This is a genomic window from Mesorhizobium sp. (assembly GCF_965229135.1).
Taxonomy (GTDB): Bacteria; Pseudomonadota; Alphaproteobacteria; order Rhizobiales; family Rhizobiaceae; genus Mesorhizobium.
The window spans coordinates 5655914-5678563 of record NZ_OZ245860.1; the positions used below are offsets into that span (position 1 = coordinate 5655914).

The window sequence follows — 22650 nt, forward strand, 5'->3', positions numbered from 1 at the left end:
GACGCATGGTTGGCAGACCCACAAACAGGATGCAAGCGCCGTGAACGAGATTCCGACAACAGCCAGCTTTCCGACCAGCAAGCGCAACCGCGTGAAGCGGCGCCACGACCGTGGCAGCTACGACCACGCCTCTGTGTTCGCGGTGCTTGATGCCGGTCTGCTCTGCCATGTCGCCTACACGTTCGACGGCCAGCCCTATTGCACGCCGACCATCCACTGGCGCGAGGACGACATGCTCTATTGGCACGGCTCGTCGGCCAGCCGCATGCTGCGCCACCTGCGCGCGGGCACGCCGGCCTGCCTGACCGTGTCGCATCTCGACGGGCTGGTGCTGGCGCGCTCGGGCTTCAACCATTCCGCCAACTATCGTTCCGCCATGTGTTTCGGGACGGCCCGCATCATCGACGAGCCGCATGAGAAGCTGAAGGCGCTGGCCGGGGTGGTCGACCGCTTCTACCCCGGGCGCGCCGCAACCTTGCGGCCGATCTCGGCCCAGGAAGCCAAGGCGACGATGGTGATCGGCATGCGCATCGAGGAGGCGTCGGCGAAAGTGCGCGCCAAGGGCGTCGCCGACGACGAGGAGGATTACGAGCATCCGGTGTGGGCGGGCGTCATCCCGGTCAGCATGGTGGTAGGTGCCGCCGAACCATGCCCGCGCCTGCTCCCCGGCATGGAGCGGCCGGACTATCTGTCGCGCTATGTCGAGGGCGCCCGGCTCGATCGGGCGCTGACGGAAGCGCAGTTGGCCTATGATGGCGAGGACTGAGGGCGACAAGGGCCAAGGTAGGCGCCGCCCCTCATCGCCCTGCCGGGCACTTCTCCCCGTATAGTGACGGGGAGAAGGGGCTTGTCACAAACCTTGGCGCTCTTTTTGCTGTGTTGATTATTGGCGAAATCATTCTCGACAGCGTCTTTCTCCCCGTCACTATACGGGGAGAAATGTACGGCAGGACAATGAGGGGGCAGCGCCGACTTGTGCGGCTGAGCAACGCATGCGCCAACCCACGCCACCCAGACAAACAAGCGTCACGATGATTGCCTAACCATCGGTCAGGCAATCAGCGGGGCGGCGTGCGATGAATATCCTGTTGCGTCATGTTCTTACCAGCCTGGTGCGGCAAGGCCGCCTGATGGTGACCAGTCCGAACGGCGTGACCGACCGGTTCGGCGATGACACTGGCGCGCCGGCGCATATCCACATCAAGACCGCCAGGGCCGAGCGCGCCATCACCATCGACCCGATGCTTGCCTTGCCGGAAGCCTATATGAGCGGCGAGGTCGACCTTCCCGAGGGCGGGGTGCTCGGCCTCATGCGCATCGTGTTCCAGAACATCGGCGACGCCGAGGGCATCGATACGGCCTGGACGCGGGCGCTGGACAAGGTGCGCCACACCTTCCGGCGATTCCAGCAGATCAACACGACGCAGCGCGCGCGCCGCAATGTCGAGGTGCACTACGATTTGTCGGTCGATCTCTATCGGCTCTTTCTCGACGAGGACCTGCAATATTCCTGCGCCTATTTCCCAAGGCTGGAAATGACGCTCGACGAGGCGCAGTCGGCCAAGAAGCGCCATATCGCCGCCAAGCTGCAACTGAAGCCCGGTCTCAAGCTGCTCGACATCGGCTGCGGCTGGGGCGGGCTTGGGCTTTATCTGGCCAGCGCCTTCAACCTCGATGTGCTGGGGGTGACGCTGTCGGGCGAACAGCATGCGGTGGCGACCGAACGGGCGCTTTCGGAGGGGATGGCGGACCGGGCCCGTTTCGAGATCAAGGACTACCGGGAACTCGGAGCACGGTTCGACCGCATCGTCTCGGTCGGCATGTTCGAGCATGTCGGCGTCAACCACTACAAGACCTTCTTCGGCACATGCGCCAAGCTGCTGAACCGAGACGGTGTCATGCTGCTGCACACGGTCGGCCGCTCCGGGCCACCTTCGGTGACCAGCGCCTTCGTGCGCAAACACATTTTTCCGGGCGGCTATGTGCCGGCGCTGTCGGAAGTGCTGCCCGCGATCGAGAAGGCCGGGCTGGTCGTCACCGACGTGGAAATCCTGCGCCTGCACTATGCCGAGACGCTGAAACACTGGGGCGAGCGCTTCGCCGCCAACCGAGACAAGGCCAGGGCGATCTATGACGAGCGTTTCTGCCGCATGTGGGAGTTCTATCTGGCGGCCTCCGAAGCCTCGTTTCGCTGGCAGGATCTGGTGGTGTTCCAGATCCAGATCGCCAGGAAAAACGATACGCTGCCGATGACACGCGATTACATCGCCGACGGCGAGAAGCTGCTGGAACTGCATGGAATGGCGCATGCGGGGCAGGGGCAGAGGGCCGCAGGCTCCTGAACGGCGAACGGTCGCGGTCGTGGTTCCCGGCGATGGCCAAATGCCGCTACCGCCTGCGTATGCCTACGTTATTTTGATTGGCCGGGCGTCACCAGTTGTGCAACTCTTGCCGAGGAAGCGTTGTAAATCTCTGATTTCTTGAAATCGATTTCCCTGATCCGGGCCGATGGCCGGTGATTGCTTGGCGTTCTGCTTGGAAATTTCGAAAGACTGCAGAACGACTTGATCGACAAGCAGGGGCGTTCATCGGATGCATGGTGCAGCGTTTCCAGAAGGGGTGGGGACATGGCCGATCAAGCCGATGGAAGCTCGTCGCCGGCGCAGGACCTGATCGCGGGTTCAGCACTCGGCCTGCTGGTCGGGTTGTTGATCGGCATGACGACGTCGAGCGTCGTTGGTTCCGTCCTTGGTTCGCTCGTCGCCCTGATCGTCGCTCTTGTCGGCCTGAACAAGGACACGAGCGTCATCTTCACATCGGCGAGCGCGGTGCGGCTTACCGCCTTTTCGCTCGTGGCCGCAGTGGCGCTGGTCGCTGGGGTCGCCATACGCACGCACGACCTTCTGTCGCCCAGCCCAAAGGCGCTCGTCGCCGAGTTGACCGACGCCGGATATTCCGCGGACGAAGCCCGCGCCCTGGCCCGATTCCGTAATTTCGGCCTGCTGCCTGCCGCCGCCCAGGCCGCGGCCTCGGACAATCCGGTGGTCAAGGCCAGCATGGCAAGCCTGTTCAGCTATGGCGGCGACCAATGCAACAACCTGCACCGCGATCAGACGCTGTCCGTCGCCGAGCGGCTGTCCCGGCTGGCCGGGTATGGCGATCCGTTCAGCGACGTCGCGGCAAGGATCAGGCGATTGCCGGACGACCGCCAGGCGGCGATGTTGGATGCCGCTGAATTCTATCTCTGCGGGAGCTAGGGCCATGCGCGCGCGAACCCGCCTGAACATCACCTTGGCCGCCGCGGTCGTCTGGTTTTGCGGGGGCAACGCCGCATGGCCGCAGATTTCACCCGATGTTTCAGACAAGGTGGCGGCCGCGGTGGTCGAGATCACGGCGACAAATTGCAGCGGCCTTCCGCATGAGCGGACAGGAACGGGTTTCGCCTTCGGCAGTGCCGACCAGATCGTTACCGCTAACCACGTCGTCGCAGGCTGCGGTCAGATCGAGTTGTGGTACGAAAGAACCGATGGCCAGCCGAGACGGGCGGCGTCGGTCACGCATGTTCTGATCGACAAGGATCTGGCACTTCTTCATGTCGACCAGCCACCCAACAGTTCCGCATTGTCGCTGGCCGACAATGTCGACAGGGCCGAGCCGCTCAAGGCCATCGGTTATGCCGTGGGGCAGCCGACGCTTGGCGATCTCGACCTTGCCATCTCCATCGGCAGCAATATTCTGCGGGACATGCTGCCGCCGGAGAACCGCGCGGAGATCAGCCGCGAAACCGGCATCGACCTTCTGACGACGATCTATCGCTTCTCGCGCCCACTTTATCCGGGCATGTCGGGCGGTCCGATCTTCGATGCGAACGGCAATGTGGTCGCCATTGTCGCGGGCGGCTTGAAGAATGGCGCCGTCGCCGCCAGCTGGGGCTGGCCCGCGAAGCTGCTGCAAAGCCTGCGGACGTCGAAGGACTCGACGGCATCGAGCGCAAACGTATCTCAAACGCAATTTGCCTATGGCGGGCGATCCGAGCCGCAATCGTCCATCCGCTGTGGCCAATTGGACTTCGTGCAGTCGGCACGGGTGTCCTTCGCCGAGATCGCGGCATCGTCGGACAACTCCTTGCGGCTGAGCACCACGGTCAATTTCTCCGGCAGCCCCCGTTCGGAGATCGAGAAACTCCAGTTCGACATCTGGGTCCACAAGGCGAGCGGAGCGACGGTTGTCGTGCCCGCCAGCGCCGCATTGCAACAGTATGGCGGTGGCTGTGTGGCGCACTCCGCCGACGGCCTGTTCTACATGGTGGTGTGGGGCAGCCCAGCGTCCAACGCGGTTCAGGCTCAGCAGGCCGCGTTGGCCTTCGAGAACAACTTGATGACGCCCATCGCGATGCCCAATATCGGCTTCTATGCGGATCAGGTACTGAGCTTCAACGGGCCGGAAACCCGCCAGGATGGCCTGATGGTCAACCGCAGGGCCTTTTTCGTTGGAAAGCAGAATCTGGCTCCGGGCCGGGCCCTCGCCATCCATCAGTTCGAGACCCTCATGGCGCGCGGCGGCTCTTTCGTCGGCGTGGCAACGATCAACAGCCGGGTCGATCTATGCTGGAACGCGGCCGGGCGGGTCGGCTTGTGTTCATTTGACCCGAATTATGTGGAGGAATGGGCGTATTTCGTGCTCGCGACGCAGATGTCGACCTATCCACTTTTCTAGGGGCGCATCCGCCTGTTCAGCCTGCTCGACCGAGTGTATCCGGCTTGGGGCCAAGTTGATGGCGGGGTGGGCCAAGTTGATGGCGGGGTGTCATCCTGCGTTCGACCGGAAAGTCCGTAGGGTTGCAAAATGTCAGAAGATCCATTGGCGCTTTATTCCCTTGCGAACGGCCATGGGCTCATTCTGGAAACCCTCGTCAGGCACCTGGCCAAGAGAGGTTTGCTGTCCAAGGAGGAATTTGCCGTCGAATTGAGCGAGCTTGCCCAGAAAATCGAGGTTCAGTGGAAAGACGCATATGCCACGGGCGCCAAGCGGATGGATTTTGCCGCACTGAGGAATCTGGCACGGAATCTTCATGACGGGCAGTATCCGCTCGCCAGATTTGGATATCGCGACATGATCGATGTCGATACCCTGGCCAATGACGGAACCGCCGACGAGAAGAAAAGCGAGATCGTGTTCCGGCACGCCGATGTCCAGGACTTGCCTGCCATCGTCGCGCTGCTGGCCGACGATGCCGCTGGGCGCGACCCGCGAAGATCCGTCCATCCCGCTGGCGCCGTCCTATCTCGATGCCTTCCGTGCGATCGAAGCCGATCCCAACCAATTGCTGGTCGTGGCAGTCGATGGCGCGGAAGTGATCGGCACCCTGCAAATCACCTTCATTCCAGGACTGTCGAGGAAGGGCGCCTCGCGGGGCCAGATCGAGGCTGTTCGCGTTGCCAGGCAGCGTCGTTCGGGCGGCATCGGCGGCAAGATGTTCGAATGGGCGATCGAAAAATGCCGTTCGTGCGGCTGCAGCCATGTGCAGCTGACCACCGACAAGGGACGGACGGAGGCCCATGCCTTCTACGAACGGCTTGGTTTCACCGCCAGCCATCTCGGCTACAAGATGGCGCTGTAGCAACGAAAATGGGCCAGCCTGCCGGCTGGCCCATTTTGTTTCCCAACGGATGATCAGAGGTTCTTGTTGACGGCCGCGGCTGCCTTGTTGGTGGCGTCCTTGGCGGCTGCCTTCACGTCGCCGACGGCCTTTTGGACCTTGCCCTTGGCTTCCTGGGCAGCGCCTTCGGCCTGAAGCTTTTCGTTGCCTACAGCCTTGCCGACGCCCTGCTTGACGCTACCGGCTGCCTGGTTCGCGAGGCCCGCGGCTTTATCGCTTGTGCTTCCCATGGTGTGGCTCCTTCAGTTGATGTTGCCAATGGGAACGTCAGTCGCGGCAGGAAGTTCCATGCCATCGAAATGGTGGCCAGGCATGTCTTCGTGGCCTCGAAGGAGTGTGAATGATATCGGCGTGTGGACCGCGCCGGCCTCAGGCGTTCTCTCGCGCGCCGTGCTTGACGAGCTTGCGGCGGCCTTGTTCGAGATGCTGTTTCAGCAGATGCAGCGCCGCGCTCCGGTCGCCCTTGCGGCACGCTTCGAGAAGCTGGCGGTGCTCGTGCTGCGACTGTGACCGATGGTCGAAGTTTGACATCAGCAGGCGAACGTAGCGGTCGGCGGTGCGGTGCAACTGTTCGACGAGCAGCAGGAGACGGCTGTTTCCGCAGAGGCTGTACAGCTCCATGTGGAAGTCACGGTTGAGCTGGCCCCAATGGCCGACCTCCTGTTCGTGGTCGATCTCCAGCAGAATGGCATCAGCCCTGTCCAGGACCGCCGCGGTGAGATGCGGGAATGACAGTTTCAGCGCCTTCCTTTCGATCAGCGCGCGTATCGCGTAGATCTCGGCGGCTTCCCTGGCGTCGATGCGGGATACGAATGCGCCGCGCGTGGGATGGATCGAGACGAGGCCTTCGGCTTCAAGCAACCTCAGCGCATCGCGGACCGGCATTCTGCTCAGCTCGAAACGCGCCGCCAGATCGTCCTGGCGCAAAGTGGTCTCGGCGGGTATCTCCCCCGTCACGATGGCTTCCCGCAGAACTTCCGCCACCTGGTCGGCGGCGGTTCTCGGCCTGTTCACGGCGCTCGGGCTCAGTTTGCCAAGCGGGTCCATTTGTCGCCCATTTTTTCCGGCATCACCATTCATGAATGGGTCCGTGATTGCCTGTCAATCCGTATCCTCGTATACGATGGTATAGGTAATTGCCTGATTTGCTTGGGGATTTGCATGACCGCCGCGCCTGAAGCCGTCCCGTTCTTCAGCCAGTGGGAGACGCCAGACATGACCATGGCGGTGCTGGCGGAAGGCGCCAGGGTGGCGCTGAGGCGCGATCCGCTCTGGCGCAATTCCGGCGCCGCGACGCTCGATGAATATGCCGTGTGGGCCGACAATGTCTGCGGCATGGCCTGCCTGAAGATGATCCTGGCGGCGCGCGGCGAAATCGTGCCGACGCTGGAACTGGCGCGCCGCTGCGCCGAGCATGGCGGCTATGTCGTCAACCCCGAGGACGGGTCGATCAAGGGGCTGATCTACGCGCCGTTCGTCACCTTCGTAAAGGAAGCTTTCGGGCTGGAGGCGCGGGTGATGACCGGAGTGGCGACATCCGACATCCCTTCGCTGCTGGCTCGCTCGCGCTTCTTCATCGCCTCGGTCTCCGCCGGCATTCGCTGGCCCGAGCGCGAGCCGCCCCGCAAGGGCGGCCATCTGGTGCTGGTCACCGCAGCCTCGCAGGCCGGGTTCTGCTTTCACAACCCGTCCGGCCATGATCGCGCCACACAGGAAAACGCAGTATTGCCGCCGGCGGTGTTCGACCGCTTCTTTGCCAATCGCGGCATAGCCGTGACCATTTGACATTCGGGGATTTTCCATGACCAGCAAGACCAGGGTCGCGGTGCTGTTTGGCGGCCGCTCGGCCGAGCACGACGTGTCGCGCCTTTCCGCCGCCAATGTGATGAAGGCGATCGACCGGACGCGCCACGGGATCGTGCCGATCGCCGTCACCAGAAGCGGCAGATGGCTGCTGACCAGGGACGAGGTTCCCGAAGGGGACCTCGAAACGGCTGATGGGATCGAAGTCGCCCTGTTGCCCGGTGGCTGCGGCAGGCTGGTGGCCGTCTCGGGAGCGGATATCGCGCCGGTCGATGTGCTCTTTCCGGTGCTGCATGGTCCTTTCGGCGAGGACGGGTCGGTGCAGGGTTACGCCGAGGTCGCCGATATCGCCTATGTCGGTTGCGGCGTCTTCGCCTCCGCCGCTGCCATGGACAAGGACATGGCCAAGCGTCTGCTGCGCGAGGCCGGCATTGCCGTCGCCCGCTCGGTGACCTTGCGACGAAACGATGCCCATTCCTTCCAGGAGATTGCCGGAGCGCTGGGCCTGCCATTCTTCGCCAAGCCGGCCCGCCAGGGGTCTTCCTTCGGCGTGAGCAAGGTGGATGACAGGGATGGTTACCAGGGCGCTGTCGAGACGGCATTGCGTTACGACGACAAGGCGCTGATCGAGGAATTCATCGAGGGCCGCGAGATCGAGTGCGCGGTGCTGGAGCGCGCCGACGGCACGCTGACCGTGTCGCTGCCGGGCGAGATCATCCCAGCCGACAAGCACGGCTTCTATACCTACGAAGCCAAATACATCGATGCCGACGGAGCGGTGGTGAAGGCGCCCGCCGATGTGCCCGCCGCAATCGCCGACAAGGCCAGGGAGATGGCTCGCCAGGCCTTTCTCGCCCTGGGCTGCCAGAGCATGGCGCGGGTCGATTTCTTCCTGCGCCCCGATGGCCAGTTGCTGCTCAACGAGGTCAACACCATTCCCGGCTTCACCAATATCAGCATGTATGCCAAGGCGCTGGCGGCGGGCGGCATCAGCTACGAGGAGGTCGTGGAAACGGTGATCGCGCACGCCCTGGCGCGGCATGCGGCGCGGCTGGCCTGATGTCCTGAACGCTGGTGAGGGAATGCGACCAAGACCATTTTTGGGGAAGCACTAACCGACTGGGCTCAGAACCTCACATTGAGGTTTGCCTTGGCGCCGTTGTCGGCGGCACGGCCGCCGAACTGGCCGTCATAGGAAACGCCAAGCGTGGCATTGGCCGACATTTTCAGGTCAAGCCCGGCCTCGACGACGGCCGTATCCCGAGCGATGGGCACGCCAGCGATGGTGAACGCATCGCCGCCGGCAAAGGCCAACGTCGAGGTTGGTGTGACATCGCCAAAGGCATGGCGCCAGCCCAGCGTGCCGCGCGCCGTGGCGTCGATGCCGCCAAGCGCGAAATCGGTCGAGCCGCGCAGGCCCAGCGTGGTGAAGGTGGCGTTGGTGCTTGTGCCGGTGCTGGTCAGGGTTGCCGCACCACCGGTTTCGGTGAAGGCGCCGGTTCTCACATCGACATAAGCGAGGTTGGCGAAGGGCTCGAACCTGAAGCGATTGGCTTCAACCTTGTAGGCGAGCTCGCCGAAGGCCTGCGCGGTGCCGGCATCATAGCCCGCCGACAGGGCATCGGCGAAGCCGTTGAAGACGACGGAGCGTTTGGTCGAGATGCTGCTCCAACTGTAGGCGGCACCGGTGCGGAAGGCGAGTGCCCCCCAGTTGGTGCCGCCATAGAGGCCGACATGGTAGTTGTCGCTGGAACCAGCGGCGTTGCGATCGTCGACGTCGAAGGAGGAATGGCTGTAGCCGCCGAGCGCACCGACGCGCCAGCCGCCGACCAGCGTGTCGGCTCCAACCAGCAGGCCGCCGGTGGAGCGGCTGAAGGCAGCGGCGTTGCCGTCGCCATCCATATTGCCCCATGAGCCAAAAGCCTGGCCCCATAGGGCGAAACGGTCGGTGTCGGCGGCGACAATTTCCGGTCCGCCGTCGCCGTAGGCCATCACCGGCAGGGCGGCCACGCCGGCATCGCCGAAGGCGGCATCGATGCGGCTGGTGGCGGCGTCGCGGATGAAGTGGCTGTCTTCCAGCAGCATGCCCTTGGTCGAGGCATGGATTTCACCCGAAAGCTGGTCGAAGGCGTCTTGAGCGGCGGCGACCGTCGGCAGCACGACGATGGCATCATAGAGCGAATTGCCGCTACCCAGGCTCTCCGCTCCACCGCCGGTGGCGATCTGGTTGGGGGTCTGGCCGACCTGCGCGAAGGTCCTCTGGACAACATCAAGATAGACATGATCCGCATCGTAGCTGTCGGTCAGGCCAAGGAAGGCCGTGCCGAGGTCGCCGGTCAGCGTATAGGTTCCGGTAACGCCGCTGTCGGCCTCCAGCACCATGTAATGCGTGCCCACGACATAGGGGGCCGCGTCGAGCTTGACCACGTCGATCCGCGCACCGCCGTCGATCGTCGCCGTGCCCGTCGCCTTGAGGAGATCGGACGAGCCGGTCGAGTCCAGTTCGACCTGATAGGTCGAGCCGGACGCCTGCGCGACATTGCCGGCGACATTGAGCGTGCCGATGCCGTCGCCCGGGGCAATGATGCCGCCGGAGTGAGCGTTGATGCCGCCCACAACACCGGTGCCGCCGAGAATACCGCCCCCCGACACCGTCACCAGCGAGCCGGACAGCGAGGCGTACACCGCCAGTTCGCCGCCAGTGATGTTGGTGGACCCGGTGAAGCCGCTGGAATCGGTGATCAGGTTCGTCGTGCCGGCGATCTGGTTGATGGTGCCGAAACCACTGATCGCGGGTGCGAAGACGTAGTTCGCGCTGTCGTGGTTGAAGTTGATGGTGCCTGTACCGGCCCCGAATTGTACGGACGCGGCATCGAGCGTACCAGCGCCCACGGCAGCCGATCCGGGCGCCGCGCCGATATTGAGCGTGCCGGTCGAACCGAGCGCATACGACAGGTAAAGATTGCCATCCACCGACACGCCGGCGCTGTTCGAGATGGCAAGGGTGCCCGAACCGCCGGTGCCAGTGCCGATGTAAAGATCGCCCGTGTTGCTCCAGCTCGAGTGGATGCCGTCGACCGTGACGGTGCCCGTGCCGGTAGCGAAGCCGATATTGGCGGTCAGGTCCGTAACCGCACCTCCATTGGCAATCGTGAGCGTGCCTCTACCCAGATATCCGACCTGCAGATTGCCGGTACTGTACAGGAATGAGCCCGTGCCGGTGACCGTCACCGACCCGTTTGAGTCCGCCGCGTAGCCGATCGCGGTTGCTCCGTTGCTCACCGTACCGCCATTTTCAATCGTGAGCGCGCCCGTGCCGCCGGTCGTCAGGTCTCCACCGACAACAAGCGCCGTGCTGTTGGTCCAGGTTGAACCCGCGCCTGCCACGACGACCGTGCCGTTGCCGCTTGCCTGATTGCCAACATAGCCGTTCTCGTCGGAGACCAGACCGCCGTTCTGGATCGTCAGCCCGCCGATTCCGCCCGCCACGCCAATGGACAGATCCCCTTTTGCGTCCAGGCTGGACCCTGTGCCGTCGACTGTTGTCGTGCCAGTCAGACCTGACCTGTTGCCGAGTTCGAAGTCGCTGTTGACGGTCACCGCGCCGCCATCCGTAATTGTCAAACTGCCTTGTCCCAGGCCAAGGCCATTCTGAATGGTCCAATCGGACCCGGCTCCGTCCACCGAAACGGCTCCCGTGCCACCCATCTCGCCAACGCTGGCGAAAGCAGCGTTGACCTGCCCGCCGTTCTGGATCGTCAATGAGCCGGTCCCCCTGAAACCCACGCTCAGCGTGTCGTCATTGACGTTCCAGGTCGAGTTGGCGCCGCTCACCGTCGCGGTACCGTCACCGCTCGTGGAGATGCCCAACAAGGCGGCGCCGGTGTTGTTGAGAACGCCGCCATTCAGGATGCTCAACGCGCCGGTTCCGGTGGTGCCAATTTGCAGGATGTCGCTGTTGGCATTGCCGCCGTTGATGGTGGCGATGTTTGGAGTTGTCGTGTCGATCATGACGGTGTCCCCGCTCGTGGGGGTTGCGTCGGTGCTCCAGTTGCCGGCGGTGAACCAGTTGGTCGAGGCCGTGCCCGTCCATGTCTCAATCGCGTTGGCCGAGGATACCGGCAACCCCGCGAAGGCAGTGCCGGCAAGCAGCAGCGCGGCCAGCCTGGCTGAGCGATATGACTTCACCAGACGCAATCCAGGTGACGAGACGATCATGATTGGGAACCTTCGGGAGAATGTTGGTGAAGTGCGCGTCGAATTCGTTTTGAGAGCAATGCAAGGATCATCGGGAGCCCAAATCACGCGGTGAAGCTGGGGCGCATTTAGTGGGCCGAACCGACATTGGAGGCTTGGGCTGGGTGACGCGGCGACTAAGGCTGCGCGGCACCAAACGCGGACGCGACAGCAATGTTGCGGTTTTGCAACGGCCAGCTTGACGGGCGATTAGGGTCGCGGCGAAAGCCCTCAACACTCACGGTCGGCAGACTGTGCTAGCCAAATCGCATCGTCGCGAAGACCCAGACAAACAGGGCGCTGCCGACCCCGAAGACGATCGCGAAGATCAACGGCGTCAGGACTCCATCCTTGCCGCCGGGTTGAAGGACCGCGACCTCGGGATTTGCCGGGTCGTAGTAGACGTCCACTTTCGCGCCGACGGGATATTTCGCGATCACGGCCTCCGCGTCCCGCGCGAGCCCGTACAATGGCGTCCATCCCAGGGTGATTGCCGCGGCCGCGAATCCACGTTCACCGACACGGTAGGCGTATTGGATATCGGCGCGGTATTTTTTCGTCGCGCGGCTGATCGTGCCTTCAGTGTCTCCACGCTCGTGCTCATGGACCGTCGAGACCGTGGCGGAGATGATTTTGCCCGCTGCCTTGGGCCAATGCCTACTCGCCACGGCCATCCGCCGCAGCCGCAGATACGAGAGGACGCCGCCGATCGCCATGGCAAGGCCGGCAAGCGGCAGGAAGAAGCCGAACAGGGGCATCCCGCCCGGCGTGGTCGGATTGTATCCGAGCAAGGCGAGCGGAAGCAGGCTGATCTCGATCACCGAAACGACGATCAGAAAAAGCACCATCGGCATCATCGTCGCGGACCTGCCTTGGCCGCGAGGCTCCAGCAGGGATGAACCCGGTTTGTCGGGGTCATGAAAAACCGGCACGGACGCGCCAACGGGGTAACGCGCCGACAGGCTGAGGGCTGCCGGCGTCGGCATGATCGTTTTCTTGCTCCAGCCTATTCGGTCGCCCTTGTAGGTCTTGCCCTTGACCGCATAGGAATAGCCGATCGAGACGCAGGAACGCTCGTCGCCTGTTTCGTCATCGACGGAATAGGGTTGGACATCGGAGGCGATTATTTCCCCCTTGGTCGACGGCCATTTCCGGCCCTTTGCGGCCTTGCGGCGAAGGCGCTGGATACCGACAGCCTGGTTGACGATCAACAGCGCGAGAATGCCCGTGGCAATTCGTGCCCATAAGAGTTGTTGTGGCGAGATCATCACTGGACCCAAAACGGCGATAGCCGCGCAAGGATAGCGGGCAGAGGCGGAATGGTGCTTGGGCTGGACGGCGCGGCGGCTTGGGCCATGCGGCACCAACGGCCGGATTGTCCTCAAAGGCCTGGCGCTGCCGCCCTTGGCGTTGCGGCTCGCGATCTCGTTGTTTACGCAAGTCCGGACGGAAAACCGTTTTACCCTTTTCCTGGAATTGCCTTGGCGCGAATGTCGGATGGCGTGACGCCGTAGCGGCGCCGGAAGGCAAGATTGAAATAGGACAGATCGCCGAACCCGGCTTCGAAGGCGATGGTGCTGATCATGTAACCGGCAAAGCGAATGTCCTGAAGGCAGCGATGGGCGCGTGCGAGGCGCTGGTTCAGCACGAAATCGGTGAATGTGGTCTGATCGCCATCGAACAAGGCCCTTATGTATCGTGGCGAAATGCCGTGGCGTGCCGCCAGCCTGTCGATCGACAGGTCTCGCCTGGTCAGATTGGCGAGTATATCGGCCTTGAGCGCCTGCAGCCGCGCCACGCGAACGCCGCGCCCCCTGGCGAGGTGGGCTGCATCGCGATTGGCGCCCAGCGCCAGCACCATGAGGTCCTGCACATGCGCGCTGCTTGCCGCCTTGAGCTCCGGCGACATGGCGCCGATCTCGCCTTGCAGTATTTTGACATAGCCGGCCAGGAGCCGCACGGCTTCATTGTCGCGGGGAATGCGCTGCATCAGGGCACTGTCCGGATTGGCCAGGGTCTGGGTGAGGGCGATGCGAGGTATGGCGAGTGTAAGCAGCCGGTCGATCGGGACGTTGTGGAGGCAGCCGCCGGGCACGGCGTTCGACCACAGCAAGGCCTCGCCGGTTCCAAGCTCGACCTCCTTATTGCCCTGATGGAACATCACGCCTCCGTTCGAAATGACGAGAACGAGATCGTCGCTGCTGTCGGACGCAAGAGCCCTGGTCCGCGTGACCCTGGCCGGCGTGCTGGAAAAAGACGCGATGGCCAGGTTCGGCAGCGCCTGGATATGGCCCTCGATACGCAGCGGCCCGTCACCCACGGGCTCCATACCCAGTTTGACGATGCGGCGGCCAAAGGCTTCGCGCCAGATCGGCAGCCGGTCGCGCTCCGGCAATTCATCCGTCGAAAACCGGAAGGCCGGCTCATCCTCTTGCACTGCAGATCCCCAGCCAATAGCGGGGGGAAGCTATAGGGAGGAGCCAGCGGGTTCTTGGGCTGGATGGCGTGTCGCCTTGGGCTGTGAGGAACAGGAGGGTTCAGCCGCGGCAACACGGTCGGCAGCGCGGCGCTATCCCCTAACGCGCTACGTTTCGCAATCCAGCAGCGCCTTGGCACGTACATCGGACGGGGTTGCCCCGTACCGCTGGCGGAAACGGTGATTGAAATAGGACAGGTCTCCGAACCCTACCGCGAATGCGATGGTGCTGACGAGGCGATCGCCAAGGCGAGGATCGGATAGAAGTGCATGCGCACGCGCCAGGCGCTGGTTCAGCACGAAATCGGTGAAGGTCGTTTCCTCGCCCTGGAAGAGCGAGCGGATGTAGCGCGGGGATACGCCGTGACGCGCGGCAAGGGCATCGATGGAGAGCCAACTCGCGGTGATGTGGGCCACGGCGTCCGCCTTGATCGCCCGCAGCCGGGCAACCCGCACGCCGCGTCCCCTGGCGATCTCGGCGGCTTCGCGCGTCGCGCCGAGGGCAAGAGCGACGAGATCGTGGACATGGTCGGCGGAAGCCTGTTGCAAGCCGGGCGTTGATCCCGACAGGTCGCTGCCTACGATCCGGAGGTAGGACGTGAGCAGCCGCAACGCCTGGTTATCCCTCGACAGCGGACGAAGAACGCTCGCGTCCGCATTCGCCAGTCGCGGAGCGAGCCGTTTGCGCGCAAATCGCAAATTGGTGAGGTGCACGCGTGAATGCCCTGTGCCGCTGCCAGGTTCGTCATTGGCGGTGACGATTGCCTGGCCATCGCCGATCGTCTCTTCGCGCCCTCGCTGTCTGGCGGTCGCCAGCCCGCTCTGCATGATCACGAGGGTCAGATCGTCGCTGTCGATCAATTCGCGGGTAAGCCGGTTGCGCATCGCCGAGTGCGATCCGTTGGAGATGCGCAGGCCGGGCAAGGCCTGCAAGGTGATGTCGACATCGAAATCGATGCCGGGCTCGGGCTCCATCTCGATCCGGAACAGCCTTCGGCCGAAAACCTCGCGAAAGTTCTCAAGGCGGTGCGCGGCTGGCAAGCCGGCGGTGGTAATTCGAAGCGTGTCCATTTGTCCGGTCACCCGCTGGCGTGGACTGGTGGCAGGCGGATATGCCGAGGGTGGCGGTCCATCCGTCCGTCATCCTAGGCTGCGGTGTTGCGATGCAGCAAGCGCTCCGGCTCGGGCTTGGCCATGCTCCCGTCCAGGCGCGAGTATTGCCGCGAACCACCGCCTTGACGCCTGTTTGCTCGCAACTGGCGGCCTTATGAGGGCTGATTCATGTCGGAAGCCGGCCCCGTGACGCGTGGGCCCGTCGGCGGTTTGCGGCCTTCGTTCACGACAATGTGAGCAAGCGCTCCCAGCCATTTGCCGGCAAAAGCTCGGATTTTAATCAATCGGTTTCGCCCACCTTCAATGTTGGTGGGTACGCCTCTCGCGTCTGAATGCACATCAGCCGTGGAACGCTCATGAAACCGATTGCTGTGATTGGCGCCGGCATTGCCGGCTTGACTGCCGCGTTGGAACTAAAGAAGCGAGGCCTGCCGACCCTGGTCTTCGAAGCCGGCAAATCGATCGGCGGCATGGCCTCGTCGTTCAAGGACGCCGACGGATTCTCGTACGATTTCGGGGCGCATTTCGTCAGCAACCGGCTGGCCAACGCGCTCGGCGCCGGCGGCATATGCCGGACCGTCAAGCACTATGGCGAGGCCGTGCATCTACGCGGCAAGTCCTACAGCTACCCGTTCGGCCTGATGCTGTCGCCGCGCTTCGCGCCGCCGGCCATCGCCGAGCGCACCCGCGACCGCAAGGTGGTGTCGGCCGCCGACTGGTTCACCAAGAAGTATGGCACGACGCTGGCCGAGGAGGTCGCCATTCCGCTGGCCGAAGCGTGGTCGGGCGCGGCGGCCGAGGAACTGTCGCCGGCGATCGGCAGCAAGTTCGGTCCGCGCATCCTCAAGTCGCTCTATCTGAACGCGGCGGCGAAGATGACGGGCAGGGCGGTGTGCAACGGCTATTCGCACGAGATGCCGGAGAGCGCCGACGTTTACCACGTCTATCCCGAAGGCGGCATGGCGAAGCTGCTCGAACCGGTCGCCAACGCGGTCAGCGATCTGGTCCGGCTGGAATCGCCGGTCGAAAAAATCCTGGTCGAGGACGAGCAGGTGAAGGCGGTGCGGGTCAAGGGCGAGACGATCGAGGTCTCCGCCGCGATCAGCACGGCGCCCGTGCATATCCTGCCGAAACTGGTCAGCGGCACCAGCGCACTGGAGCCGATGGCGGCGTTCCGCTACCGGCCGATGATCTTCGTCAACCTGCGCTTCATGGGCCGTGGCCTGCTGCCGGATACGGTGACGTGGGTGCCGGACCGCGCTCAGCCCTTCTTCCGGCTGACGGAAACGCCGATCTCGATGCCTTGGCTGGCGCCCGAGGGCAAGACGCTGATCACCTTCGACATAGGCTGCGAGGTCGGCGACAAGCACTGGACGATGAACGACGAGACGCTCGCCCAGGTCTGCCTCGACGGCATCTGCGAGATGTATCCGAAACTGCGCCGCGCCTTCATCGGCGGAGGCGGCGTCATCCGCACGCCGATCTCGTATCCGGTGTATCTGATGAAATACGAGGAGCAGCGGCAGCGCTTCGCCAATTCGACCGGCGTCGACGGTCTCTACAGCATCGGCCGCAATGGCGAATTCGCGCACAGCCTGATGGAGGACGTTTACTGGCGCACCATCAGGCGCATGGGCGACGTCGCCGACTATGTCGGCGGAGTGCCGGCGGACCTGCCCTTCGCGGCGGAAATCCAGCGGATGATGACCCCATCCGAGGAAGAGCGCGTCCGCGCCGCGTGAGGCGGTACGTCATCCTTCAGCCAGCTGGCGACAGGCTTGGCCAGCTGACGCCGGTCAAGTCCCGCGAGACGTCCCAGAGCCGGGCGGCGACGGCCTTGTCCCGCGCCTGCTTGCCGATCCTCGCCTCGCCGACCTCGCCCTTCATCTCGAACAGGCCTTGCGGGCCATAATAGCCGCCCGGCCTGGCATCGGGCGCCGTCGCCGCGAACAGCGTCGGCAACGCGCCCTGCGCGGCCGATTGGGCAAGAACCGGCGCGATCAGCCAGCCAAGCCGATCGAACGGTGACGGACGGCCGCCACGCCCCATGCGCGGGCCGCTGGTTTGCAGATCGGTGAGGGCATAGCCGGGGTGTGCCGCGTTGCTCAGCAAACCCCAGCCACGGGCGTCGCTGCGCCGCTGCAGTTCGAAGGCGAACAGGATCATGGCCAGCTTGGACTGAGCATAGGCTGCCCAGGGTCGGTAGCCTTGGCGCCACTGCGGATCGTCGAAATGGATCGCCGCCTGGATCCGATGGGCGCCGCTGCTGAGATTGACGACGCGCGTTTGCCGCCCCTTGCGCAGCATCGGCAGCAGGCGTCCCGTCAGGGCGAAATGGCCGAGATAATTGGTGCCAAACTGCAGTTCGAAGCCGTCAACGGTTTCGTGGCGGGTCGGCGGCGTCATCACGCCGGCATTGTTGACCAGGAGGTCGATCGCATCCTGTTGGCCGGCAAGCTGGCCGGCGAAGGCCTCGACCGAAGCCAGGTCGGCAAGGTCGAGATGGGCGTAACGCACAGTCGCGCCGGAGACAGCGGCCTGGACGCGGCTCAGCGCGTCCCGGCCCTTGGCTGCGTTGCGTCCGGTCATCAGCACGTCCGCTCCGGCGCGTGCCAGCGCCAGCGCGGTCTCGTAGCCGAGGCCGCCGGTCGCGCCGGTGATGACAACCTTGCGTCCGTGCTGCGGCGGGATGTCATGTGTCGTCCAGGTGCTCATGATTGCATCGCTCCCGAAAGGAAGGACAGGTCGACGCCCTCTATGTCGATGGAGGTGCTGACCGGCGCCCATTCCTTGGCCGCCCGCTGGCGTACCGCCTCTGCCTGACCGAAGACATAGAGCGCATCGCTGCCAAGGATCAGATGAGCGGGCAGTGTGTCATGCTTTGTGAGATCGACGATGACATCGGCGACCTTTCGCGGGTCGCCGATCGCATTGCCGGCATAGGCCTTGAGCATGCCCAGAACCGCGCCGACGGTTGGTTCATAGTCGGGCATCAGCGCCGGGGCGTCGGCGACAGCCGCATAGCCCCAGTCGGTGCGCATGCCGCCGGGCTCGACCGAGATGACCTTGACGCCGAAGGGGGCGAGCTCAAGCGCCAGGACTTCGGTGAAGCCGCCCACAGCCCATTTTGCCGCCTGGTAGGCGCTGAGGCCGGCCGTGGCCGTCCGTCCGCCGATCGAGGAGATGTTGATGATATGGCCGGAGCGCTGGGCGCGCATCGCGGGGATCGCTGCCCGGGTGAGATTGATCACGCCGTAAAGGTTGGTGTCGATCTGCGACCGGAAATCCGCCTCCTCGGTCTGCTCGAAGGGGCTGACATGGCCAAAGCCGGCATTGTTGACGAGAACGTCGAGGCGGCCGAACGTTGCGATCGTGAAGTCCACGGATGCCCGCGCCGCGTTCGCATCGGTGACGTCGAGCGCGAAGCTCCTGATCTGCCCGGGGTAGCGGCTTTCGAGATCGGCGAGGCGTGTGACATCGCGCGCCGTCGCCACGACGTTGTTCCCGGCGGCAAGTGCTGCCTCGGTGATATCGCGACCCAGTCCGCGGGCGCTGCCGGTGATCAACCATATGTTCGACATTGTGTTGTCCTTTCAGGGAGTTGATCAATAAAAGAGTGATTAGGCACTCATTTATTGACATTGATTTGGCCGTGGTTTGTAGTGATCGTGATCCGCGTTTTTGCTGCTTGAGGCGCTATCCGGGCCGTTATTTGGAAATACCGTTCCAGAAGAACGCGAACCCGGCGTCCTTGTAGTGTTCGCGCCGCTGTGGGTCGCGAGCGATGAATTCGAGCGTCGTCTCCGCCAGCGCTTCGAAAATGCCGCCGGCAAAGGCCATCGGGCAGCCTTTCAGCACGCCGTCGGCGAGGCTTTCCTCGATCATCCTGTTGATGTCGCCGAACGCCGCGTTGCCCTGTTGCTTGCTCTCCTGCGTGATCCGCTCGGAGACGGTGAGCTGGCGCATCGCCTTGCGTTTCATCGGGTGTTTCGCTCCCCAGTCGATGAAGTTGTTCCAGACGTGGCGGCTGCGCTCGCGCACGCTGGCTTGCGATGGATAGGACGTCAGCAGGGCGCTGCCGAGATCGGCCTTGATCTCCAGGTAGAGCTGGTTGAGCAACTCGTCCTTGCTGGCGAAGTAGTTGAAGAGCGTGCCTTCGGCGAGGCCGGCATCCCTGGCGATCTTAGCGGTTGGCGCGCCTGTCCCGAGCGTCGCCACCAGGGCGGCGGCCGAGGCCAGGATTGCTTGGCGCTTTTCGTCACTGAGGGGGCGGGCCATGCTAGAAACCAATTTGAGTGAGTGGTCACTCATTTATGGGGGGAAGCGGGTTTTGTCAAGTATGGGCATCCCAACATTGCGCGATGGCGGGTGATCCGCGGTTTTGCCGCCGGCGGAAGTTGCATGCCGGCTCAATATAGCCGATCATGGCTGACAGCAGGGGAAGACATCAAGTGGCGGCCAATCGTCGAAACGGCATGGCGTCTCCGGCTCGTGGCCTGGATGATATCCTTGCGGCCGCCGCGCCCCAGCCCCGGACATCATTGCCCAATGTGGCAACCATCGTCACGACGGTAGCGGCGCTGTATTTTGGACGCGAGGTTTTCCTGCCGATCGCGATCGCGCTGCTGCTGACCTTCGCGCTTGCACCGCTGGTCTCAGTGCTCAAGCGGGTCGGCATTCCCCGGCTTCCGGCCGTCATCGCCAGCGTGCTCGGCGCCTTCGCGGTCCTTGCCCTGTTCAGCTTCATGATCGCCTCGCAAGTCAGCGAGTTGGCGCAAAACATCCCGGCCTACCAGACCAACATCCTGGCCAAGATCCGTTCCCTCAAGGAAACCGGCGTCGGGGGAGGGATCATTGCCAGGCTGAGCGGCGTGGTCGAGCGTGTCGGCCAGGAGATCGACAAGCAGGACACCTCGCTGCCGGCCGCCACCGCGGACAAATCGCCGCGCGAGCCAGTGCCCGTCGAAATCGTCTCGCGCGAAAAACCGCTCGAAGTCCTGCAGAACATCGTCGGCCCGCTGATCAGCCCGCTCGGATCGGCCGGCCTGATCATCATCGTCGTCATATTCATGCTGCTCGAGCGGGAGGATCTGCGCGACCGCTTCATCCGGCTTGTCGGTTACGGCGACCTTCACCGCACCACCGAGGCGCTTCGCGATGCGGGCAAGCGGGTGGGCCGCTATCTGCTCATGCAACTGGTCGTCAACATCGTCTACGCCATACCCATCACGCTCGGCCTGTGGATCCTCGGCATTCCGAATGCGCTGCTGTGGGGGCTGCTGGCGCTGGCGTTGCGTTTCGTTCCCTATATCGGCCCGGCCATAGGCATGCTGTTGCCGCTGTTCCTGGCGCTGGCCGTGGCACCCGGCTGGTCGCTCGTCCTGTGGACGGCGGGCTTGTTCGTGGTGATGGAACTGATCACCGGCAACGTGGTCGAACCCTGGCTCTACGGTTCGCGAACGGGGCTGTCACCCCTGGCGATCATCGTTGCAGCCGTGTTCTGGACATGGCTCTGGGGGCCGCTGGGACTGGTCCTGTCAACGCCGCTCACGGTCTGCCTGGTGGTGCTGGGCAGGCACGTGCCGCAGTTTGAATTCCTGGACGTTCTGTTCGGCAACGAGCCTGTGCTGGAACCCCATGCAAGGCTCTACCAGCGGCTGCTGGCGGGTGATCCGGACGAAGCCACCGACCACGCCGAGGAGATGCTGGAAGAGAAATACCTGGTCGACTTTTACGACAAGGTGGCCATTCCAGCACTTCTGCTGGGCGAACGCGATCGCGTGCGCGGCGTCATGGGCGACCTCCAAAGACGGCAGGTGGCGGCCAGCGCCCTGACGCTGGTGGCCAATCTCGATGAGAACGCACAAGAGGAAGCGGACGAGGAGGATGGCCCGATCGGGACCGGGGAGGCGGGCGACGACAGCGAGGTCGAGGATGACGTCGAGTTGCCGGATGGCGCCGGAATGTCGGTGCTTTGCGCGGGTGGGCGTGGCGAACTCGACGATGCCGCCGCCGCCATGCTGGCGCAGGTGCTGGAAGTCCAGGGCGCGACGGCAACGAAGGCCGGCTTCGCCGACATGGAACCCTCGAGCATTCGTCGTCTTGAACTCGAAACAATCGACACCGTCGTGGTCGGTTTCCTGAACCGGGATTCCGTCAAGCACGCGCGGTTTCTGGTTCGTCGGCTGAAGCGTGCGAAGTCCGCCCTGCGGGTGGGCATCGTGTTCTGGTCGGAGGCCGGCAACGACGACAAGGAGGCCGCCGCCAGGCTGGCACAGGACATGAACGCGGATTTCGTGGCGCATGGCATGGTGGACGCGGTGCTGGGCGCGCTGTCAAAAGATCCGCCGGTGGCCCTCAAGCTCGTCGTCAAGCGCCGCATGCGCCGCAAGCGGCCCGCTCCCGGCAAGGTTCCGGCCGCGGCCGCGAGCTAGGGTCGAGACCGGATCACCTGCATTTGTTGACATAGCGGGCCCACCGACGGAGTGTGATGCCGCGTCAATGCATAAGAGAATGATTTCATGTCCCCGAGTCGTCGCATTGCCTTGAAATTTGTCGCTCTGCTCGGCGTTTCGATCAGTGCTTTTTGCGCTTCGGCGGCATTCGCGGAAAGTGTCGATCCGGTACTCCAGAGCCTGATCGGCGGCGCTCAGCGCTCACAGGCCAACAGCGTGCGGGACAAGTATCGCCATCCCGGCGAAGTGCTGACATTCCTTGGCGTGAAGCCCGACAGCACGGTCGTCGAAATCCTTCCTGGCGCAGGCGGATATTGGACCGAGATCCTGGCGCCCTACCTGAAGCAGAACGGTCGCTATATCGCGGCGAATGGCGAGAAGGCGTCGCCTTCGGCCGAAGTCCAGAAAGACAATGCGGCCCTGGGAGCCAAGCTCGCCGCCGATCCCACGGACTACGGCAAGGTCGAAGTCACCGAATTTGCCGCGGACAAGCACGCAATCGCGCCGCCAGGAAGCGCGGACTTCGTGCTGACCTTTCGAAACATCCACAACTGGATGAGCGCGGGCACGACCGCGGATGCTTTCGCCGCCTTCTACAAGGCACTGAAGCCCGGCGGCATTCTTGGGATCGAGGAGCACCGGGGCAAGCCGGACGAGCCGCAGGATCCGCTCGCCAAGTCCGGCTATGTCCGCCAGGACGTCGCGATCGGATTTGCAGAGGCGGCCGGTTTCAAATTTGTCGGCAGCTCCGAGGTCAACGCCAATCCGAAGGATACAAAGGACTATCCGGCCGGCGTGTGGACCTTGCCGCCGACCTTCAAGCTCGGCGCGCAGGATCACGCAAAGTACGCGGCCATCGGCGAGAGCGATCGCTTCATCCTGAAATTTCAGAAGCCGTAAGCCCGGCT

At 63.7% G+C, this 22650-nt stretch carries 19 protein-coding genes and 1 pseudogene; 10 read left to right on the forward strand and 10 right to left on the reverse strand.

The features are described 5' to 3' along the window. The first annotated feature begins 40 nt into the window (after positions 1–40). The 4 genes from ACO07C_RS27255 to ACO07C_RS27270 all read left to right on the forward strand — a co-directional run bounded on the left by ACO07C_RS27255 (position 41) and on the right by ACO07C_RS27270 (position 4716). Positions 41–766 (forward strand): pyridoxamine 5'-phosphate oxidase family protein, encoded by a 726-nt coding sequence (locus ACO07C_RS27255; protein ID WP_421917285.1) that lies wholly within the window; start codon positions 41–43, stop codon positions 764–766. A 310-nt stretch (positions 767–1076) separates the two neighbouring features. Beyond that, positions 1077–2342, forward strand: a complete 1266-nt coding sequence (locus tag ACO07C_RS27260) for a class I SAM-dependent methyltransferase (protein WP_421917286.1) — start codon at positions 1077–1079, stop codon at positions 2340–2342. Between the two features lie 285 nt (positions 2343–2627). Continuing rightward, entirely contained in the window at positions 2628–3257 is a 630-nt protein-coding gene (locus ACO07C_RS27265; protein ID WP_421917288.1) for a hypothetical protein, read from the forward strand. Positions 3258–3261: 4 nt separating this feature from the next. Further along, complete coding sequence (locus ACO07C_RS27270; RefSeq protein ID WP_421917290.1) at positions 3262–4716, forward strand: S1 family peptidase; 1455 nt, start codon at positions 3262–3264, stop codon at positions 4714–4716. A gap of 132 nt (positions 4717–4848) precedes the next feature. Here ACO07C_RS27270 and ACO07C_RS27275 read toward each other — a convergent pair whose 3' ends face one another. Beyond that, positions 4849–5184 carry a hypothetical protein gene (locus ACO07C_RS27275; RefSeq protein ID WP_421917628.1) on the reverse strand — a complete coding sequence of 112 codons (336 nt, stop codon included), beginning with the start codon at positions 5182–5184 and terminating at the stop codon, positions 4849–4851. On the opposite strand from ACO07C_RS27275, the pseudogene ACO07C_RS27280 reads away from it, so the two are divergent. Then, positions 5113–5620 (forward strand): annotated as a pseudogene (locus ACO07C_RS27280) (GNAT family N-acetyltransferase). The gene ACO07C_RS27275 and the pseudogene ACO07C_RS27280 overlap by 72 nt on opposite strands. Positions 5621–5673: 53 nt before the next feature. On the opposite strand, the gene ACO07C_RS27285 reads toward ACO07C_RS27280, so the two are convergent. Both ACO07C_RS27285 and ACO07C_RS27290 read right to left on the reverse strand, forming a co-directional pair. Then, the gene (locus ACO07C_RS27285) at positions 5674–5889 is read right to left on the reverse strand and encodes a CsbD family protein (RefSeq protein ID WP_421917292.1); all 216 of its coding nucleotides are present in this window, start codon (positions 5887–5889) and stop codon (positions 5674–5676) included. A 139-nt stretch (positions 5890–6028) separates the two neighbouring features. Beyond that, positions 6029–6673: a GntR family transcriptional regulator gene (locus tag ACO07C_RS27290; protein WP_421917294.1), complete on the reverse strand. Its 645-nt coding sequence runs from the start codon at positions 6671–6673 to the stop codon at positions 6029–6031. Between the two features lie 147 nt (positions 6674–6820). Here ACO07C_RS27290 and ACO07C_RS27295 point away from each other — a divergent pair, with 147 nt between their 5' ends. Both ACO07C_RS27295 and ACO07C_RS27300 read left to right on the forward strand, forming a co-directional pair. Then, a complete protein-coding gene (locus ACO07C_RS27295) occupies positions 6821–7444 on the forward strand; it encodes a C39 family peptidase (protein WP_421917295.1) in 624 nt (207 codons plus the stop codon). A gap of 16 nt (positions 7445–7460) precedes the next feature. Next, positions 7461–8522, forward strand: a complete 1062-nt coding sequence (locus ACO07C_RS27300; RefSeq protein WP_421917296.1) for a D-alanine--D-alanine ligase family protein — start codon at positions 7461–7463, stop codon at positions 8520–8522. 65 nt (positions 8523–8587) lie between these two features. Here the strand turns inward: ACO07C_RS27300 and ACO07C_RS27305 are convergent, their stop codons facing one another. The 4 genes from ACO07C_RS27305 to ACO07C_RS27320 all read right to left on the reverse strand — a co-directional run bounded on the left by ACO07C_RS27305 (position 8588) and on the right by ACO07C_RS27320 (position 15245). Beyond that, complete coding sequence (locus ACO07C_RS27305) at positions 8588–11650, reverse strand: autotransporter outer membrane beta-barrel domain-containing protein (RefSeq protein ID WP_421917298.1); 3063 nt, start codon at positions 11648–11650, stop codon at positions 8588–8590. A gap of 305 nt (positions 11651–11955) precedes the next feature. Continuing rightward, on the reverse strand, positions 11956–12966 hold the full coding sequence (locus tag ACO07C_RS27310; RefSeq protein ID WP_421917299.1) for a DUF3592 domain-containing protein: 1011 nt from the start codon (positions 12964–12966) through the stop codon (positions 11956–11958). A gap of 191 nt (positions 12967–13157) precedes the next feature. After that, a complete protein-coding gene (locus ACO07C_RS27315; RefSeq protein WP_421917300.1) occupies positions 13158–14135 on the reverse strand; it encodes an AraC family transcriptional regulator in 978 nt (325 codons plus the stop codon). Positions 14136–14282: 147 nt separating this feature from the next. After that, the gene (locus ACO07C_RS27320) at positions 14283–15245 is read right to left on the reverse strand and encodes an AraC family transcriptional regulator (RefSeq protein ID WP_421917302.1); all 963 of its coding nucleotides are present in this window, start codon (positions 15243–15245) and stop codon (positions 14283–14285) included. A 398-nt stretch (positions 15246–15643) separates the two neighbouring features. On the opposite strand from ACO07C_RS27320, the gene ACO07C_RS27325 reads away from it, so the two are divergent. Next, positions 15644–17029 carry a protoporphyrinogen/coproporphyrinogen oxidase gene (locus ACO07C_RS27325; protein WP_421917304.1) on the forward strand — a complete coding sequence of 462 codons (1386 nt, stop codon included), beginning with the start codon at positions 15644–15646 and terminating at the stop codon, positions 17027–17029. A 16-nt stretch (positions 17030–17045) separates the two neighbouring features. On the opposite strand, the gene ACO07C_RS27330 is transcribed toward ACO07C_RS27325, so the two are convergent. The 3 genes from ACO07C_RS27330 to ACO07C_RS27340 form a co-directional block, all read right to left on the reverse strand. Beyond that, the gene (locus ACO07C_RS27330; protein WP_421917305.1) at positions 17046–18002 is read right to left on the reverse strand and encodes an SDR family oxidoreductase; all 957 of its coding nucleotides are present in this window, start codon (positions 18000–18002) and stop codon (positions 17046–17048) included. Then, complete coding sequence (locus tag ACO07C_RS27335) at positions 17999–18868, reverse strand: SDR family NAD(P)-dependent oxidoreductase (protein ID WP_421917306.1); 870 nt, start codon at positions 18866–18868, stop codon at positions 17999–18001. Before ACO07C_RS27335 ends, ACO07C_RS27330 begins: the two co-directional genes overlap by 4 nt. 127 nt (positions 18869–18995) lie before the next feature. Next, positions 18996–19565 (reverse strand): TetR/AcrR family transcriptional regulator, encoded by a 570-nt coding sequence (locus tag ACO07C_RS27340; protein ID WP_421917307.1) that lies wholly within the window; start codon positions 19563–19565, stop codon positions 18996–18998. 197 nt (positions 19566–19762) lie between these two features. On the opposite strand from ACO07C_RS27340, the gene ACO07C_RS27345 reads away from it, so the two are divergent. Both ACO07C_RS27345 and ACO07C_RS27350 read left to right on the forward strand, forming a co-directional pair. Then, positions 19763–21721, forward strand: a complete 1959-nt coding sequence (locus ACO07C_RS27345) for an AI-2E family transporter (protein ID WP_421917308.1) — start codon at positions 19763–19765, stop codon at positions 21719–21721. 87 nt (positions 21722–21808) lie between these two features. After that, positions 21809–22642, forward strand: a complete 834-nt coding sequence (locus ACO07C_RS27350) for a class I SAM-dependent methyltransferase (RefSeq protein ID WP_421917309.1) — start codon at positions 21809–21811, stop codon at positions 22640–22642. The last annotated feature ends 8 nt before the right edge of the window (positions 22643–22650 follow it).